The sequence below is a fragment of the Nonomuraea longispora genome (assembly GCF_004348345.1).
Classification (GTDB): Bacteria; Actinomycetota; Actinomycetes; order Streptosporangiales; family Streptosporangiaceae; genus Nonomuraea; species Nonomuraea longispora.
Window position 1 is genome coordinate 1 of sequence record NZ_SMJZ01000202.1, and the last position, 16,770, is coordinate 16,770.

Annotated in this window: 16 protein-coding genes; 8 read left to right on the top strand and 8 right to left on the bottom strand. The window is 71.6% G+C overall.

Translation table 11 applies throughout. The features are described from left to right. Window positions 1-78: 78 nt before the first annotated feature. Together E1267_RS35760 and E1267_RS35765 are read right to left on the bottom strand one after the other, a co-directional pair. Window positions 79-1,794, bottom strand: coding sequence for a serine/threonine protein kinase (locus tag E1267_RS35760; RefSeq protein WP_246064466.1), 1,716 nt, complete (start codon window positions 1,792-1,794; stop codon window positions 79-81). Between the two features lie 120 nt (window positions 1,795-1,914). Continuing rightward, entirely contained in the window at window positions 1,915-2,451 is a 537-nt protein-coding gene (locus E1267_RS35765; protein WP_132339398.1) for a helix-turn-helix domain-containing protein, read from the bottom strand. A 76-nt stretch (window positions 2,452-2,527) separates the two neighbouring features. Between E1267_RS35765 and E1267_RS35770 the strand changes: the two genes are divergently transcribed. Together E1267_RS35770 and E1267_RS35775 are read left to right on the top strand one after the other, a co-directional pair. Continuing rightward, the gene (locus E1267_RS35770; protein WP_132339400.1) at window positions 2,528-3,661 is read left to right on the top strand and encodes an aminotransferase class V-fold PLP-dependent enzyme; all 1,134 of its coding nucleotides are present in this window, start codon (window positions 2,528-2,530) and stop codon (window positions 3,659-3,661) included. A 20-nt stretch (window positions 3,662-3,681) separates the two neighbouring features. After that, window positions 3,682-5,061 (top strand): amino acid permease, encoded by a 1,380-nt coding sequence (locus tag E1267_RS35775; protein WP_220449835.1) that lies wholly within the window; start codon window positions 3,682-3,684, stop codon window positions 5,059-5,061. Here the strand turns inward: E1267_RS35775 and E1267_RS35780 are convergent. Both E1267_RS35780 and pgi read right to left on the bottom strand, forming a co-directional pair. Then, window positions 5,058-5,696, bottom strand: a complete 639-nt coding sequence (locus E1267_RS35780; protein ID WP_132339402.1) for a LysE family translocator — start codon at window positions 5,694-5,696, stop codon at window positions 5,058-5,060. The genes E1267_RS35775 and E1267_RS35780 overlap by 4 nt on opposite strands. A 22-nt stretch (window positions 5,697-5,718) precedes the next feature. Then, entirely contained in the window at window positions 5,719-7,362 is a 1,644-nt protein-coding gene (gene pgi, locus E1267_RS35785) for a glucose-6-phosphate isomerase (RefSeq protein ID WP_132339404.1), read from the bottom strand. 184 nt (window positions 7,363-7,546) lie between these two features. Between pgi and E1267_RS35790 the strand changes: the two genes are divergently transcribed. Next, the gene (locus tag E1267_RS35790; protein ID WP_132339406.1) at window positions 7,547-9,850 is read left to right on the top strand and encodes a phosphoketolase family protein; all 2,304 of its coding nucleotides are present in this window, start codon (window positions 7,547-7,549) and stop codon (window positions 9,848-9,850) included. Further along, complete coding sequence (locus E1267_RS35795; RefSeq protein ID WP_181957890.1) at window positions 9,826-11,028, top strand: acetate/propionate family kinase; 1,203 nt, start codon at window positions 9,826-9,828, stop codon at window positions 11,026-11,028. Before E1267_RS35790 ends, E1267_RS35795 begins: the two co-directional genes overlap by 25 nt. Window positions 11,029-11,285: 257 nt before the next feature. On the opposite strand, the gene E1267_RS35800 is transcribed toward E1267_RS35795, so the two are convergent. Continuing rightward, window positions 11,286-11,699, bottom strand: coding sequence for an ATP-binding protein (locus E1267_RS35800; protein WP_132339409.1), 414 nt, complete (start codon window positions 11,697-11,699; stop codon window positions 11,286-11,288). Between the two features lie 256 nt (window positions 11,700-11,955). Between E1267_RS35800 and E1267_RS35805 the strand changes: the two genes are divergently transcribed. From E1267_RS35805 to E1267_RS35815, 3 genes are all read left to right on the top strand, one after another. Then, window positions 11,956-12,438 (top strand): cation:proton antiporter regulatory subunit, encoded by a 483-nt coding sequence (locus E1267_RS35805; protein WP_132339411.1) that lies wholly within the window; start codon window positions 11,956-11,958, stop codon window positions 12,436-12,438. Window positions 12,439-12,503: 65 nt separating this feature from the next. Then, entirely contained in the window at window positions 12,504-13,607 is a 1,104-nt protein-coding gene (locus E1267_RS35810) for a cation:proton antiporter (RefSeq protein ID WP_246064467.1), read from the top strand. Between the two features lie 17 nt (window positions 13,608-13,624). Continuing rightward, window positions 13,625-14,218 carry a pentapeptide repeat-containing protein gene (locus E1267_RS35815; protein WP_132339415.1) on the top strand — a complete coding sequence of 198 codons (594 nt, stop codon included), beginning with the start codon at window positions 13,625-13,627 and terminating at the stop codon, window positions 14,216-14,218. 17 nt (window positions 14,219-14,235) lie between these two features. Here the strand turns inward: E1267_RS35815 and E1267_RS35820 are convergent, their stop codons facing one another. Further along, complete coding sequence (locus E1267_RS35820) at window positions 14,236-14,400, bottom strand: hypothetical protein (RefSeq protein ID WP_425465118.1); 165 nt, start codon at window positions 14,398-14,400, stop codon at window positions 14,236-14,238. Between the two features lie 169 nt (window positions 14,401-14,569). Between E1267_RS35820 and E1267_RS35825 the strand changes: the two genes are divergently transcribed. Next, window positions 14,570-15,556, top strand: a complete 987-nt coding sequence (locus tag E1267_RS35825; protein WP_132339422.1) for an aldo/keto reductase — start codon at window positions 14,570-14,572, stop codon at window positions 15,554-15,556. 33 nt (window positions 15,557-15,589) lie between these two features. On the opposite strand, the gene E1267_RS35830 is transcribed toward E1267_RS35825, so the two are convergent. Both E1267_RS35830 and E1267_RS44925 read right to left on the bottom strand, forming a co-directional pair. Beyond that, on the bottom strand, window positions 15,590-16,579 hold the full coding sequence (locus E1267_RS35830; protein ID WP_132339417.1) for a hypothetical protein: 990 nt from the start codon (window positions 16,577-16,579) through the stop codon (window positions 15,590-15,592). Beyond that, window positions 16,569-16,770: hypothetical protein (locus E1267_RS44925; RefSeq protein ID WP_220449836.1), on the bottom strand; the 202-nt coding region annotated here is incomplete at its 5' end. The genes E1267_RS44925 and E1267_RS35830, both read right to left, overlap by 11 nt.

Here is a 16,770-nt window from a genome sequence, read left to right on the forward strand (position 1 = left end):
GTCTCGTGACGTCCCCCTGCGTGGCTGCCTGGCGTACGGAACCTGGACGACCGGCCCCGGCCGGCACCGGCGCGGCGCTCAGCACATGGTCCACGAGGCGGACTGGCTCTTCCGCACCGGCGAGGTGAGCTGGAAGACGACCGTGTGCCGGCTCCCCAGCTCGGGGCTGACCTGCTTCTTCGAGCCGAAATAGTCGGTGCGGGCGTGGGACGGGATGCGCCTCGAACCGCTCTCGATCACCTGGCCGTCGACCAGCCACTGGTAGGAGAACGCGGCGCCCATCTCGGACGCGTCCAGCCCGATGCCGAAGCCCAGCGAACCCGTGTAACAGGTCTCGCCCGCACTGTTGATCTTGGACGCTCCGGCGACCCTGACGTAGGCGAGGTTGAACGAGGCGGTCCTCGTGCTCTTCGTGCTCTTCTCGATCGCGGTGGGCGACGGCCGCCTGGTCACCGGCTTCCCGGCCGGCTCGGGAGTCCCCGTAGGTGTTCGCCGCGTGGTGGCGCGGCGCTCCCCTGCCGGCCGCGTGGCGGGACGTGAGCGCCTGACCTCAGGGGTGGCCGAAGGAGTACGCCTCTTCTTCCTGGGCGGGGCGGCGGTCTTCTCACGCCGGGCCTCGGTGGTGGCGGAGGGGGACGGCTCGCTGGAACCCCCCGCCAGCACCGACGGAGCGGGCGTCCTGTCGGCCGAGAGGTTCCACGCGACGGCACCGGCCGCCAGGCACACGGCGACCGCTCCGGATACGGTCGCGATCAGGGGTAGGCGCCGTCGCGCGCGGTGCGGCGGAAGAGTGCGGTACGGATCACCGCCTCCCGCGGGATGCGCCTGACCGGACATGCCCGGAAGGGATCCGTGCACGGCATGGGGATGACCGGACGCGGCCGGCTCCGCCCCTGCGATGGGGTGCGGGTGACCGGGGATGTGTGGCCGTGGGCCCGAGGCGGCGGGTCCGGTCGCCGGTGGCGGGTGCGGGCTGGAGCCGCCGAGCAGGTGGAGCAGGACGTCGCGCATGGGCGGGCGGGCGGCCGGGTCCTTGGCGAGGCAGGCATGCACGACCCGGCGCAGCGGCTCCGGCAGGTCGCCCAGGAACGGTTCCCGGTTGAGCACCCGGTTGATCACCGCGGGCAGCGTGTCCTCGCCGAACGGCGGCGTGCCCGTCCCCGCGAACACCATGACCGACGCCCAGGCGAACACGTCCGCCGCCGGGCCGACGTACGCGCCCGCGAGCTGCTCGGGGGCCATGTACGCGGGGGTCCCGACCACGCTGCTGGTGACGGTGACCGCGGAGTCGGCCAGGCGGGCGATGCCGAAGTCGACGACGCGCGGCCCGTCCCGTCCGAGCAGCACGTTGGAGGGCTTGAAGTCGCGGTGCACGACCCCCGCCTCGTGGATGGCGGCCAGCGCCGTGGCGGTGCTGACGGCCAGGCGCTGCAGGTCGGCGCCGCGATGGGGGCCCGCCTCCTGGAGGGACGGGCCTTCGACGTACTCGCTGACGATGTACGGACGCCCGCTCATGGACGCGTCGAGCACCTGCGCGATGCAGAACGGCTCCACGCGCCGGGCGGCGGCGATCTCCTTGGCGAAGCCGTTGCCGCCGGCGACGGACTGGCGCAGCACCTTGACGGCCACCGGCCGGCCGTCCGGGGCCTGACCGAGGTAGACGACGCCCTGGCCGCCCTCGCCGAGCCGCCCGACGAGCCGGTAGGCCGCGATCGCCTCGGGATCGTCTGGGCGCAGCGGCTCGGCGTTCGGCATGAGCGGGATGACTCCTGTGACGGCTGGGATGGATCTCATGCACCTTAACGGGATAAATCCAGATGTGTGGGCGTGTTACGTGATCGACGCGCCCACCTCCCGCGACCGCACGGCCGCGCCGGCGCAGGAGCCGCCCGGGAACCGCCCGAGCGGCCTGCCTCAGTAGCTCGGCGGGGTGGCGACGATCACGAAGTCGACCGGCTCGTCCCCGGTGTTGAGATAGCGGTGCGGCAACGAGGAGTCGAAGTGGCAGCTGTCCCCCGCCTCCAGCACGTGCTCGGCCCCTGACACCTCGACGACGAGCCGTCCCCGGAGCACGAGCACGCACTCCTCGGACGGGTGCGACCACGGCTCGGCGGCCGACGACCCGCCGGGCAACAGGTGGCCCTCCAGAACTTCCAGCCGCCCGTGCCCAGGCGACACGCGGGTGTAGGTGATCCCACCCGCGGGCGACCTGACGAGCATCCGCCCGTCGCGCCTGACCACGGCGACGGCGGACGCGTCCGGCTCCTGGAAGAGGCTGAACAGCGGCAGGTCCAGCACCTTCGCGATCTTCCTGAGCGTTTCCAGGCTGGGGTCGGCCAGGCCGCGTTCGACCTGGCTGATCAGCCCGCTGGACACGCCCGCCTCCGTGGCCAGCTGGGCGAGGGTCAGCCCGCGTACGGTGCGCAGTTCACGAATCCTGGCGCCTATCACGCGCAGATCCTATCGGGCGTCAATCACGTTGAAGACATATTGACCTGGTTAAATACGTCCGGATAAGGTGCCCGAAATGTCGCATCTGCTGAACGCCACTCAGTTTCGGGCCGAGTTCCCTTCCCTGACCGACTCCGTGCACCTGGCGAGCTGCAGCCAGGGCGCCCTGTCGTCACGGCTGGCGTACGCGCTGCAGGAGATCGGCCACACGCTGCGGGACAGAGGCGCGCCGTGGGAGGCGTGGATGGCGGAGGTCGGCCGTGCCAGAGAGCGGTTCGCCCGGCTCATCGGCGCCGAGCCCGGCGAGGTGGCCGTGCTGTCGTGCGCCTCCGAGGCGGCCTTCCAGGCCGCCTCGTCACTCGACTGGTCCCGCCGTCCCGGCATCGTCACCACCGACCTGGAGTTCCCGTCGATCGCGCACGTCTGGCTGGCCCAGCGCGGGCGCGGCGCCACGGTACGGGTGGCCGCCGACACCGGCGAGCACGTCCCGGCCGAGGCGTACGAGCAGGTCGTCGACGAGAGCGTCAACCTGGTGTCGGTGCCGCTGCACACCTACCGCAACGGCGCCCGCCTCCCGGTCGAGGACGTCGTCCGCCTGGCGCACGCGAAGGGAGCGCGGGTGTTCGTGGACGCCTACCAGGGCGCCGGCGTCACCCCGATCGACGTCGAACGGCTCGGCTGCGACTACCTGGCGGCCGGGTCGCTCAAATACCTGCTCGGGCTGCCCGGCATCGCGTTCCTCTACGTACGCGGCGGCATCGAGCAGCAGCGCGAGCCCGAGCTCACGGGCTGGTTCGGCCGCACCGACCCGTTCGCCTTCGACCCCCGGCTGCTCGACTTCCCCGAAGACGCCCGGCGGTTCGAGACCGGCACGCCGCCCATCCCGTCCGCCTACGCGGCCAACGCCGGGTTCGACCTCATCGAACGGATCGACCTGGCCGCTGTGGACGAGCACGTGACCGCCCTGGTCGAGGAGCTGGCCGAGCGGCTCGCGGCGGCCGGCGAGCGCGTGGCGAGCCCTGCGGGGGCACGCGGCCCGCAGGTCGCCATCGCCGACGACGACCCGGCCAGGCTGGCGGCTCGGCTGGCCGAGCGCCGCATCTGGACCGCGCCGCGGGGCGACCTGCTGCGGCTGTCCTTGCACTACTACAACGACCGGTCCGACGTGGACGCGGCCGTCGAAGCCATCAGCGCCTGCCGCCGGGCCTGATCACCCCCGAAAGGTCTCTCGTGGACAACGCATCCGGATTGCGACGCAGGCTGACCGGGCGCCAGCTCACCATGATCGGGCTGGGCGGCGCGATCGGCACCGGGCTCTTCCTGGGCTCCAGCCTGGCGATCTCCCAGGCCGGCCCCGCGACCATCGTGGCCTACATCATCTGTGCGGGCGTCGCCCTGGTCATCGGCTGGTCGCTGGCCGAGATGGTCGTCGTGCACCCCGAGGCGGGCGCCTTCGGGGTCATCGCGCACCGCTACCTCGGCCCGTGGGCCGGGTTCGTGGTGCGCTGGACGTACTGGACGATCCAGGTGATCGCCATCGGCGGCGAGGTCATCGCGGCCGGGATCTACGTGCAGTTCTGGTGGCCGTCGCTGCCGCTGTGGCTGCCCGTCACCGTGTTCTCGGCCGTGGTGCTCGTCGTGAACACCGCCGCGGTCAAGCTGTTCGGCGAGGTCGAGTACTGGTTCGCGATGATCAAAGTCATGGCGATCATCGTGTTCATCCTGCTCGGCGTGCTGCTCGTCACCATGGGCCTGCCCGGCTCGGAGGCCACCGGCGTCTCGAACCTCACCGCGCACGCCGGATTCCTGCCCAACGGGATGAGCGGGCTGTTCCTGGCCATGGTGTTCGTGTTGTTCAGCTACATCGGCACGGAGGTCGTCTCCGTCACCGCCGCCGAGTCGGAGAACCCCGTACGCGACATCCCGCGCGCCGCCCGCCGCATGGTCACCCGGCTCGCCCTCTTCTACGTGCTGGCCATCGCGATCGTGCTCACCGTCGTGCCGTGGACCACGACCGCCCAGGGCGGCTCCGTGACCGAGAGCCCGTTCGTCACGGTCTTCTCCGCCGCCGGCATCCCGGCCGCGGCGACCGTCATGAACTTCGTCGTGCTGACCGCCGCGCTGTCCAGCGCCAACACGAACCTCTACCTGACCACCAGGATGATGCACTCGCTCGCCGCCAACAGGTACGCCCCCGCCTGGACCGGGCGGCTCAGCACCGCCGGCGTGCCGCGCAACGCGCTCGCCCTGTCGGCGCTCGGCCTCGCGCTCGCCGCGATCGTCTCGGCGGCCAGCGAGAGCGGGGCGTACCTGGCGTTGTTCGGCGTGTCGGTGTTCGGGGCGCTGGTCGTGTGGCTGCTGATCCTCATGACCCACTACGCCTTCCGGCGCACCCGCGCCGCGCAGGGGCTGCCGCCGTCGCCGGTGCGGTTGTGGGGCGCGCCCGTCACGTCGGGGCTCGTGATGCTCTTCCTCGCCGCGGTGCTCGTCTCGACGCTGTTCATCGACTCCCTGCGGCCCGCGTGGTGGGCGGGCGTCCCGTTCTTCGTGATCGTCAGCCTCGCGTACGCCGTCGTCTCCCGCCGCTCGACGTCACCGGTGCGGCTCTAGCTAGGGGGGCCGGAGGTGGCCAGCTTGACGCCGAGGGCGATCAGGGCGGCGCCCGTCAGGCCGTCCACGGTCCTGCGTACGGCGGGCCTGGCGAAGACCTTGCGGAGCGTCCCCACGATGGTGGCCACCACCAGGAACCACGCGACCGTGCCCGCCGGCGCGATCACCGACAGCACCAGGGTGTCCGCCGGCGAGGCTCCGGAGCTGACGAACTGGGGCATGAGGGCCACGAAGAACAGGGCGGCCTTGGGGTTGAGCACGTTGGTGAGCAGCCCTTCGGCGAACGCCGCCCACGCGCCGCGCCCTCCTGGGTCCGGCACGTCGAGCGCCTGGTGACCGCCCCGGCCCAGGGCGGCGCGCAGCGACTTGACCCCGAGGTAGAGCAGGTAGGCGGCGCCGGCCACCTTCACCACGGCGAACGCCATGGCCGAGGCGGCCAGCAGCGCCGCGACGCCGGTGGCCGCGGCCACCACCCACACGAAGACGCCCACGGAGATCCCCGTCGCCGCGGCCATGCCGTGCCCGCGCCCGGAGACGGCCGAGCGGCGTACGACGACCGCGAAGTCAGGGCCGGGCGACATCGCGCCGAGCAGCACCACCCCGCCGAAGGCGACGAACTGCGTCATAGAGGTCATGGCGTCCACTGTAGGAGCCGGCTCAGGCGCGGCGGCCCCGCAGCTCGCGGTAGCGGCGCACGAGCCGCTCGGTGGAGGGGTCGGGCAGCGTGGCCGCGCTCGGCTCCGGCGGCTCGGCGGAGGTGAGCGCGGGCTCCAGGTCGAGCGCCATCTTCTTGCCCAGCTCGACACCCCACTGGTCGAAGGAGTCGACGCCCCAGATCGTGCCCTCGACGAAGACGATGTGCTCGTAGAGGGCGACGAGCTGGCCCAGCGTGGACGGGGTCAGCTTGGGCGCCAGGATCGTGGAGGTGGGCCGGTTGCCCGGCATCACCTTGTGGGGGACGATCTCGGCTGCGGTGCCCTCGCCCGCGATCTCCTCGGCCGTCCTGCCGAACGCCAGCGCCGAGGTCTGCGCGAGCAGGTTGGCGACGAGCTGGTCGTGCATGCCCTCACGGTCCTCGAAGGGCTCGGCGAAGCCGATGAAGTCGGCGGGGACCAGCCGGGTGCCCTGGTGGAGCAGCTGGTAGAAGGCGTGCTGGCCGTTGGTGCCCGGCTCGCCCCAGAAGATCTCGCCGGTCCCGGCGGTCACGGGAGTGCCGTCGGCGCGCACCGACTTGCCGTTGGACTCCATCGTGAGCTGCTGCAGGTAGGCGGGGAAGCGGTGCAGCCGCTGACTGTAGGGCAGCACGGCGCGGCTCTCGGCGCCGAAGAAGTCGTTGTACCAGACCCCGAGCAGGGCCATCAGCACCGGCATGTTGGCCTCGAACGGCGCCGTGCGGAAGTGCTCGTCGATGGTGTGGAAGCCGGCCAGCATCTCACGGAACCGCTCGGGCCCGATCGCGATCATCAGGGAGAGGCCGATCGCGCCGTCGTAGGAGTAGCGGCCGCCCACCCAGTCCCAGAAGCCGAACATGTTGTCGGTGTCGATGCCGAACTCGGCGACCTTCGCGGCGTTGGTGGAAACGGCGACGAAGTGGCGGGACACCGCGTCCTCGCCGAGCGCGTCGACCAGCCAGCGGCGCGCGACCCTGGCGTTGGTCAGCGTCTCGAGCGTGGTGAACGTCTTCGAACTGATCACGAACAGCGTGGTCGCGGGATCGAGCCCGGCGAGGGCGCCGGTGATGTCGGCCGGGTCGATGTTGGAGACGAACCTGGCCGCGATGCCCGCGTCGGCGTAGTCGCGCAGCGCTTCGTAGGCCATGGCGGGGCCCAGGTCGGAGCCGCCGATGCCGATGTTGACGACGGTCTCGATGGGCCTGCCGGTGGCGCCCTTCCACTCCTGCGACCGGATCCGGCCGGAGAACGCACTCATCTTGTCGAGCACGGCGTGCACGTCGGCCACGACGTCCTGGCCGTCGACCACCAACCGCGTCTCACGCGGCATGCGCAGCGCGACGTGCAGGACGGCGCGGTCCTCGCTGACGTTGATGTGCTCGCCGCCGAACATGGCCGCGATCCGCTCGCGCAGCCCCGCCCGCTCGGCCAGGGCCAGCAGCAGGCCGATCGTCTCGCTCGTGGCGCGGTGTTTGGAGTAGTCGAGGTAGAGGTCGCCCGCGGCCGCCGTCATGCGCTCGGCGCGGCCCGGGTCGTCCGCGAACAGCTCGCGGAGCCGGATTCCCGCCAGCTCGCCGTGGTGCTTGCCGAGGGCAGCCCACTCCTGGCTCCGGGTGATGTCGCCGTTCACGCTCTTCCTCCTCGCGTCGCCAAACCGATCACCATGGTCCCGTAACCACGTACCCCCCGGCGCTGATTCCGCGCGTGGCGGAGGAGATCCTTTGCGTCCACATCTCGCCTGCCGGGCACCTTGCCGGGCACCTTGCCGGGCGAGATGTGGATTCAGCTCGCTCTACGGAGGAAGCAGCAGGAGCATGGAGCACATCGACGCGTACTGGCGGGCGGCCAACTATCTGTCCGTCGGTCAGATCTATCTGCTGGACAATCCGCTGCTGAGCGAGCCACTGCGGCCGGAGCACATCAAGCCGCGCCTGCTCGGCCACTGGGGCACCACGCCGGGGCTGAACTTCTGCTTCGCCCACCTCAACCGGGTGATCAAGGAACGCGACCAGGACATGATCTACATCGCCGGTCCCGGTCACGGCGGCCCCGCGGCCGTCGCGCACGCCTGGCTGGAGGCCTCCTACTCCGAGCGCTACCCCGACGTCTCGCAGGACGTCGCGGGCATGCGGCGGTTGTTCCGCCAGTTCTCCTTCCCCGGCGGCGTGCCCAGCCACGTCGCGCCCGAGACGCCCGGGTCCATCCATGAAGGAGGCGAGCTGGGCTACTCGCTCGCGCACGCCCACGGCGCCGCCTTCGACAACCCGGACCTGGTCGTGGCCTGCGTCATCGGCGACGGCGAGGCCGAGACCGGCCCGCTGGCCGCCGGCTGGCACGCCAACAAGTTCGCCGACCGCCGCCGCGACGGCGTGGTGCTGCCCATCCTGCACCTGAACGGATACAAGATCGCCAACCCGACCGTGCTCGCCCGCATCCCCGAGCACGAGCTGATCAAACTCATGGAAGGGTACGGCTACCGCCCTCACCTGGTCGGCCCCGATCACGCCGAGATGGCCGGCACGCTCGACACCGCCTGGGACGAGATGGCCGCGTACAAGGCGGGCGACGCCGACCGCCTGCCCATGATCATCCTGCGCACGCCAAAGGGGTGGACCGGGCCGCGCGAGGTGGACGGCAAGCCCGTCGAGGGCACCTGGCGGGCCCATCAGGTGCCGCTGCCGAAGGTGCGCGAGAACCCCTCGCACCTGGCCATGCTGGAGGAGTGGATGCGCTCCTACCGTCCCGAGGAGCTGTTCGACGCCGACGGGCGCCCGGCCGCGAAGGTCGCGGACACCGTGCCCGCCGGCCCACGCAGGATGAGCGCCAACCCGCACGCCAACGGCGGCGAGCTGCTGGAGCCCCTGCGGCTGCCGGACTTCCGCACCCACGCGGTCGAGGTCAAGTCGCCCGCCGTGCAGGAGACCGAGCCGACGCGGGTGTTCGGCGGGCTGCTGCGCGACGTGATCGCCAGGAATCCGCACACGTTCCGGCTGATGGGCCCGGACGAGACCGTCTCCAACCGGCTGCAGGAGGTGTTCGAGGTGACCGACCGGGCCTGGGACGCCGAACTGCTGCCCACCGACGAGAACCTCGGCACCGGCGGGCGCGTCATGGAGGTGCTGAGCGAGCACCTGTGCCAGGGCTGGCTGGAAGGCTATCTGCTGACCGGCCGCCACGGGCTGTTCAACTGCTACGAGGCCTTCATCCACATCGTCGACTCCATGTTCAACCAGCACGCCAAGTGGCTGGAGTCGTCGCAGAAGATCCCGTGGCGGCGGCCGGTCGCGTCGCTGACGTACCTGCTGTCGTCGCACGTGTGGCGCCAGGACCACAACGGCTTCAGCCACCAGGACCCCGGCTTCCTCGACGTCGTCGTCAACAAGAAGGCCTCCGTGGTCCGCGTCTACCTGCCGCCGGACGCCAACACGCTGCTCTCCGTCGGCGACCACTGCCTGCGCTCGCGTGACTACGTCAACGTCATCGTCGCCGGCAAGCAGCCCATACTCGACCTGTTCACCATGGACGAGGCCATCGCCCACTGCACGCGCGGCCTCGGCATCCTGCCCTGGGCCTCCTCCGACCAGGGGGCCGAGCCGGACGTGGTGCTCGCCTGCGCGGGCGACGTGCCCACCCTGGAGACGCTCGGCGCCGCCGCGCTGCTGCGCGAGCACCTGCCCGAGTTGAGAGTACGCGTGGTCAACGTCGTCGACCTCATGCGGCTCCAGCCGCGGTCGGAGCACCCGCACGGTCTGTCGGACGCCGAGTTCGACACGCTCTTCACGACGAGCAGGCCGGTGATCTTCAACTTCCACGGCTACCCCTCGCTCATCCACCAGCTCACCTACCGGCGGCACGGCCACGACAACATCCACGTACGCGGATACAAGGAGGAGGGCACCACCACCACGCCCTTCGACATGTGCATGCTCAACGACATCGACCGTTACCACCTGGTCATGGACGTCATCGACCGTGTGCCCGGCCTCGGCGCCACCCAGGCGCACCTGCGCCAGCACATGAGCGACGAACGGCTGCGCGCCCGCGCCCACACGCGCGAGCACGGCGAGGACCCCGCCGACATAAGGTCGTGGACGTGGCCGGCCGCATCCTCGTCCTGAACACCGGCTCCTCGTCCATCAAGTACGAGCTCATCGACGTCCGCACCCGCGAGCGCCCCGCCTGGGGCCTGGTCGAGCGCATCGGCCAGGACGAGGGACGCCTGACGCACCACGCGGGTGGGGGGCCGCCCCACGAGCGGCGGGCCCGTTTCCCCGGGCACGCCGAAGGGCTCGACGCGGTCATGGAGGCGTTCCGGACGGCCGGACCCGAACTGGACCCGGTGGCGGTAGGGCACCGGGTCGTGCACGGCGGCACCACGTTCACCGAGGCCGTGCTCATCGACGACGCCGTGATCGCCGCCATCGGGCGGCTCGCGCCGCTCGCGCCCCTGCACAACCCGGTCAACCTGACCGGCATCCGGGTCGCGCGCTCGGCGTTCCCCGGGGTGCCGCAGGTGGCCGTGTTCGACACCGCCTTCCAGCTGGCGCTGCCGCCCGCCGCGTACACGTACGCGGTGCCGCGCGACTGGCGCGAGCGGCTGGGCGTGCGGCGTTTCGGCTTCCACGGCACCTCGTGCGCCTACGTCTCGCGCCGCGCCGCCGCCCTGCTCGGCCGCGACCTGGCCGGGCTCGACCTCATCGTGCTGCACCTGGGCAACGGCGCCAGCGCCACCGCCGTCTCCGGCGGGCGCAGCGTCGACACCTCCATGGGGCTGACTCCGCTGGAGGGCCTGGTCATGGGCACCCGCTCGGGCGACGTCGACCCGGCGATCTGCGGCTACCTCGCCCGGGTGGACGGGATGGACGCCGAGCGGGTGGAGGAGGCGCTCGGCCGCCAGGGCGGGCTGCTCGGCCTCACCGGCAGCGGCGACATGCGCGAGGTGCGCGCCCGCGACGACGACGAGGCTCGGCTGGCCCTGGAGGTCTACACCAGGCGCATCCGTAAGTACGTCGGCGCCTACTACGCGCTGCTGGGCCGGGTGGACGCGATCGTGTTCACGGGCGGGGTCGGGGAACACGACGCCGCCACCCGCGCCGAGTCGCTGGCCGGGCTGGACCGGCTCGGCATCACCGTCGACCCCGCGCGCAACCGGGCCGGGCCAGGTGGCGAGCGCGCGGTGTCGCCGCCCGGCGCCGAGGTCGCCGTGCTCGTCATCCCCACGGACGAGGAATGGGAGATCGCCCGCGAGGCCCTCGCCCTGATCGGCGAGCACCCCACGGCCGAACCGCCCCCCTGACAGCCCGGCCACCGCCTACCACCGCCGGCCGGACCAGGTCACCACCGACCAGACGGCGTCACGGTCGAATCGTCCAAGCCACCGCCGGACGCGCCAACCCGCCACCGGGCAGGCCCCTCCCACCACCGGACCGGACCAGCAGGCGACCAGGCGGCCGGAAGACGGCCGAACGGACCAGCGAACGGCCCAAGGGCCGAGGGACCGGGACGCGGCACGGGGAGAACGCGGCACGGGGAGGGAGGAAGCGGTCCAGCGGGTCAGATTTCCGCTGGGCGGATTCGGGTGAGGCCGGCGGCGAGTTCGCACCACACCGTCTTGCCGCCCTCGACCGGCGCGATGCCCCAGCCGGTGGACAGCAGCCTGACGACGTGCAGCCCCCAGCCGTCGCCGGGGCCGGGCTCGCGGGGCCGGGGCAGGTCGGCGCCGGCGTCGCTCACCTCGATCCGCACGCTGAACGCGTCCGCCCGCATGCGCAGCGAGGGTGGGCCGTCACCGTGCACGAGCGCATTGGTGACCAGCTCCGACACCACCAGGAGAACGTCCTCGTGCTGCCCTTGGTAGCCGCGCGCGGCCAGGGCCTCACCGATGATCTGCCGCGATGCCGTGATGCTGCCCATCTCTTCAGGCAACCGGGTGTCCACGTGGTACGGCTGCGCCTCCTTGCTGCCCATTCCTCTGCTCTCGGGGGTCTCGTGCGGCCGGTGGGCCGTCCGCTGGACGCGTTCTCGTCACGTTGCGCCGTTGAGCAGTCTCCCACGAGTCACCATTTCGCGTACGACAGGGGCGCGACCGGCGGTGAAACGGCCGTGAACCGGCACCGGACCGGCGGGCGCAGGCGTGGCCGGGGGGTCGGTAAGCGTGTGTATAACGCGGGTAATGCATTGGTAGGGTTGTCCGGAAAAATGCGGATCTGAACAGGTGGGACAGGTGGAGGTCGAACAAACAGCATTGCCCGGCATCGGTCTGCGGCACGATTTCACGACGCGCAAAGGACAGCGGGTCGGCATCGTGTCCCACCGCACCGGGCGCCGGGACCTCGTGATCTACGACAAAGAGGATCCCGACGCCGTCTGCCACACGGTCAAGCTCAACGACGAGGAGGCGGACACACTGGCCGAGCTTCTGGGGGCACCGCGCATCGTGCAACGTCTCAACCAGTTGCACGAACAGGTCGAAGGCCTGGTCAGCGTGCAGTTGCCGATACCGGCCGCCTCCCCGTACGTGGGACGCCCCATGGGGGACGCCCGCGTGCGCACGCGTACCAGCGCCTCCATCGTGGCCGTCGTGCGCGGCGGCAAGGTGTTCGCCAGTCCTGGACCCGATTTCGTCTTCGCCGTCGGTGACGTCGTGGTCGTCGTCGGCAGCGAGGACACCACCGCCGAGGTCGCCGGCATTTTGGCAGAAGGGTAGGGCCGCGGGTGCACGAAACCGCGATCCTATTCCTGGAATTCGGAGCAGTACTACTGGGTCTTGGAGTGTTGGGCGCGCTGGCCCTGCGCGGCGGCATCTCCCCCATCCCCCTCTATCTGATCGCCGGGCTGGCGTTCGGCACGGGCGGCGTGCTGCCGCTGGCCACCAGCGAGGAGTTCATCTCCATCGGCGCGGAGCTGGGCGTCGTCCTGCTGCTGCTGACGCTGGGTCTGGAGTACAACGCCGACGAGCTCGTCACCAGCTTGACGAGCAATGCCCGCGCCGGCATCGCCGACCTAGTGCTCAACGCGGCGCCGGGCGCGATCATCGCGCTGCTGCTGGACTGGGGCCCGGTCGCGGCGGTGGCCATGGCCGGTGTCACCTACGCCACCTCGTCGGGCATCACCGCGAAGGTGCTGTCGGATCTCGGGTGGCTCGGTAACCGGGAGACGCCGACGGTCCTGTCGCTGCTGGTGTTCGAAGACCTCACCATGGCGGTCTACCTGCCGGTCCTGACGACCATGCTGGCCGGGCTGAGTCTGGTGAGCGGGGCGATCTCGGTGGGCATCGCGCTCCTCACGGTCAGCATCGTGCTGGTGGTGGCGCTGCGGTTCGGGCGCTTCATCGAGGCGTTCGTGTCCAGCCCCAACTCCGAGGTGTTACTGCTCAAGGTGGTCGGCCTGGCCCTGCTGGTCGCCGGCCTCGCCCAGCAGTTGCAGGTCTCGGCGGCGGTCGGCGCGTTCCTGGTGGGCATCGCGCTCTCCGGAGAGCTGGCCGAGGACGCGCAGGCGCTGCTCGCACCGCTGCGTGACCTGTTCGCCGCGGTGTTCTTCGTGTTCTTCGGCTTCCAGACGGACCCGGCGAAGATCCTGCCGGTGGCCGGACTGGCGGCGCTGCTGGCGCTGGTCAGCATGATCACGAAAGTGGTCACCGGCATGTACGCGGCCAAACGGGCGGGCATCGCGAGGGCCGGTCAGGCACGAGCGGGCATCGCGCTCGTCCCCCGCGGCGAGTTCAACATCGTCATCGCCGGTCTAGCGGTCGGCGCGGGCGCGCATCCCGACCTGGGGGCGCTGGCGGCGGCGTACGTGCTCATCCTTGCCGCGTTCGGGCCCCTGGCGGCCAAGGCCGTGCAGCCACTCATCACCGCCATCGCGAAGCGGGCCTGACCCGCTAGTTTGTTCGCATGGCCCACCCCACAGAGAAGACGATCTGGTCCACGGACTGGGACACGCTGGAGATCTCCGGAGAGAGCCACCGCCGGGTGCTGTTCCAGGACGTGGACATGACGGAGCTCGCCGACCGCGGCTCGTCGTTCGAGGAGTGTCACTTCAGCAATGTGCGGTTCAACGTGTCGGAGCACACCGACGCGAGCTTCCTCAACTGCACGTTCACGCGGTGCTCGCTCTTCGACGCCACGTTCACGGGCTGCAAGCTGACCGGGAGCGTGTTCGACGGCTGCACGTACGGCCTGCTGAAGGTCGAGGGCGGCGACTGGTCCTACGCCGGCCTGGCCGGGGCCGACCTGCGGGGCTGCTCCTTCCACGGCACCCGGCTGCGCGAGGCCGAGCTGGCGGGCGCCCGGCTGGAGCGGGCGGAGCTGCGGCGGGCCGACCTGACGGGAGCGTCGCTGCGCGGAGCCGACCTGACGAAGTGCGATCTGCGCGGCAGCGACCTCAGCACGCTCGACCCGCGCACGGTCACGTTGACCGGCGCGATCATCGACCCGTTCCAGGCCACGGTCGTGGCCGGCGCGATGGGGCTGGACGTCCGGGACTGACCGGCGCGAGCGCTGGGTCAGCCGGTCGCCGACTGGAGGGCGGCCGGCGCTGCCGGCGTGGTCAGTTCGGATCTACGCAGCCCCGGCGTGCGGCGCCTCGGGCCGTCGGGCAGCCCCACGCCGGCGGGCTTGACGGCCTCGCGGCGGGAACGCGGGAAGGCGCCGAGCCGGTTGTCGCTCACGCCTGAAGTGTACGGAAGATCCGCCTTGCGTCATCGTGGCTCCGGGAGAGCCAGTCCCCCCACGGTCTTCCTCCCCGGCCCGAGTTCGGTGAAGAGTGGATCGCATGACGACCACGATCCGATCGAAAGCGGGGGCGGCGCCCGTCCGTACCAGGTGGGGGCTCTCATGATGCGTTACCGGCTGCTGGGCCGTACCGGGCTCAGGGTCTCCCAGCTGTTCCTCGGCGCGATGACCTACCGTGAGTCCTCGCCCGAGGTACGCCGCGTCTTCGACCTGTACGCCGACGCCGGAGGCAACGTCGTGGACACGGCGTCCATGTACGGCGAGAGCGAGAACGTCGTCGGCGAGCTGCTCCAGGGCCGGCGCGACCGTTTCGTCCTGGCCACGAAGTACACCGGCAGCATCGACGGCACCGACCCCAACGCGGCCGGCAACCACCGCAAGAGCCTCGTCCGGTCGCTGGAGCAGAGCCTGCGGCGGCTGCGCACCGACTACGTCGACCTGTTCTGGGTGCACGTCTGGGACCGGCACACCCCCGACGAGGAGACCATGCGGGCGCTGGACGACGCGGTCAGCGCGGGCAAGGTGCTCTACGCCGGCATCTCCGACGCCCCCGCCTGGGTGGCGAGCCGGGCCAACACGCTGGCCGAGTGGCGGGGGTGGACGCCGTTCGCCGGGTTGCAGGTGCCGTACAGCCTGCTCTCGCGTGACGTGGAGCGGGAGCTGCTGCCGATGGCGCAGGCGTACGGGATGAGCGTGGCGGCGTGGGGGGTGCTCGCGCAGGGGGTGTTGTCCGGCCGCTACAACGCGCCGGACGCGGCGGCCTCGCGGCGCGATCCCGGCTCCCTGACCGAGCGGGAGCGTACGGCGGCGCGTGCCGTGGTGGAGGTGGCCGCCGAGCTGGGCGTCACCGCGTCACAGGTGGCCATCGCGTGGGTGCTGCGGCGCGGGGTGCATCCGATCCTCGGAGCGAGCACCGTGGAGCAGCTCAAGGACAACCTGGCGGCGACCGGGGTGGAGCTGCCCGGCGAGGCGGTGCGGCGGCTGGAGTCCGCGGTCGGCTTCGAGCTGGGTTTTCCCGGCGACTTCATCGACCAGGTGGACCGCAGTCCCGGGATCTACGGCGAGGCCGTCGACCGCCTCGACGGCCGGTGACCGCCGGGTCCTTGCGCCACCCGGGTACGGTTGTCAGCACAGCGACATGGCCGTCTCCCACAGGCCGGGCAGCCCGGCGAGCACGCGGTCGGCGCGTCGCCTGCGGTCGGCGTACGTCTCCGCGCCCAGGTCCGCGAGCAGGTCCAGCAGCCCGTCCTCGTGTCCCCGTTCCCCTGCGGCGGCCCGCTTGGCCAGGCACCGCGCGTAGGTGGCGGCGATCCAGAAGACCGCCTCTCTGTGCAGCCCGCGCGCGATGAGGTCCCGGCTGCCGTCGATGGCGACGGGCCTGGCCACGGCGGAGATGTCGGAGTCGAACCGGTACACGGGCGCCCGCACGGCCGCGGCGGCGTCGAACACCGTCTCCAGCGCCGCCAGGTGCCCCTCGACCCTGGCCGCGTCGAGGCCGGCGCAGCCGAGCCAGTCGAGCAGGGTCTCGTGGACGTCCAGGCGGCCGTGGGCGGCGAGCAGGTCGCGCACGGCCGCGTACCGCCGCCGGACCGTCGGGTTGCGCAGCCCGGCGACCAGCAGCACGTGCGTGGTGACCCCGGTGCCGAACAACCAGCCGGTGACCTGGTCGTGCAGCGGCGCCGACGGGTCCATGCCGCCGAGGAACGCGCGAACGCGGTCCATCGCGCCCGCGCAGCGTGCCGTCGTCCACGCTCTCACGGCGAAGTCGCGGGCGACGACCCGCTGGATGGCGCTGAGGCGCCCCGTCGGGTCGGCCAGCACGCACGGCAGATGGAAGCTGCCGGCCAGGTGGTAGTCGGCCAGGACGTCGTCCGCGGACCCGATGCGGGGCATGGAGGAGACCTCGAGCAGCGCCCCCTCGTAGGCGAACTTGCCCGGCCTGACGCCGGGGCCGGCGATCAGCATGACGTCGACGTCGGACGCCGGGTCGAGTGCGGCGCGCGGGTCGCCCCACAACACCGACCCGGTCAGGAACGCTCCTCCGAATCCGGGCAGCGTGGCGCCCTCCGTCTGCACCCACCGGCCGGCGATCTGCCGGGCCTGCTCATTGAGCACCCGGCTCCTCTCCTCCGGGGCGCCGGCGCGCGGCCCTGAGCCCGACGACCGCGCCGAGCACGACGAGCACCGCCAGCGCGACCCAGATCCAGGCGGGCACGCCGGACGACTCTGTCGCCGAGGCGGCGTCGTCCTGCGCGATCGCGGTGGCGGGCGCGTCGGAGGCGCGCGCGTCGGTGGCGGGCGGGGAC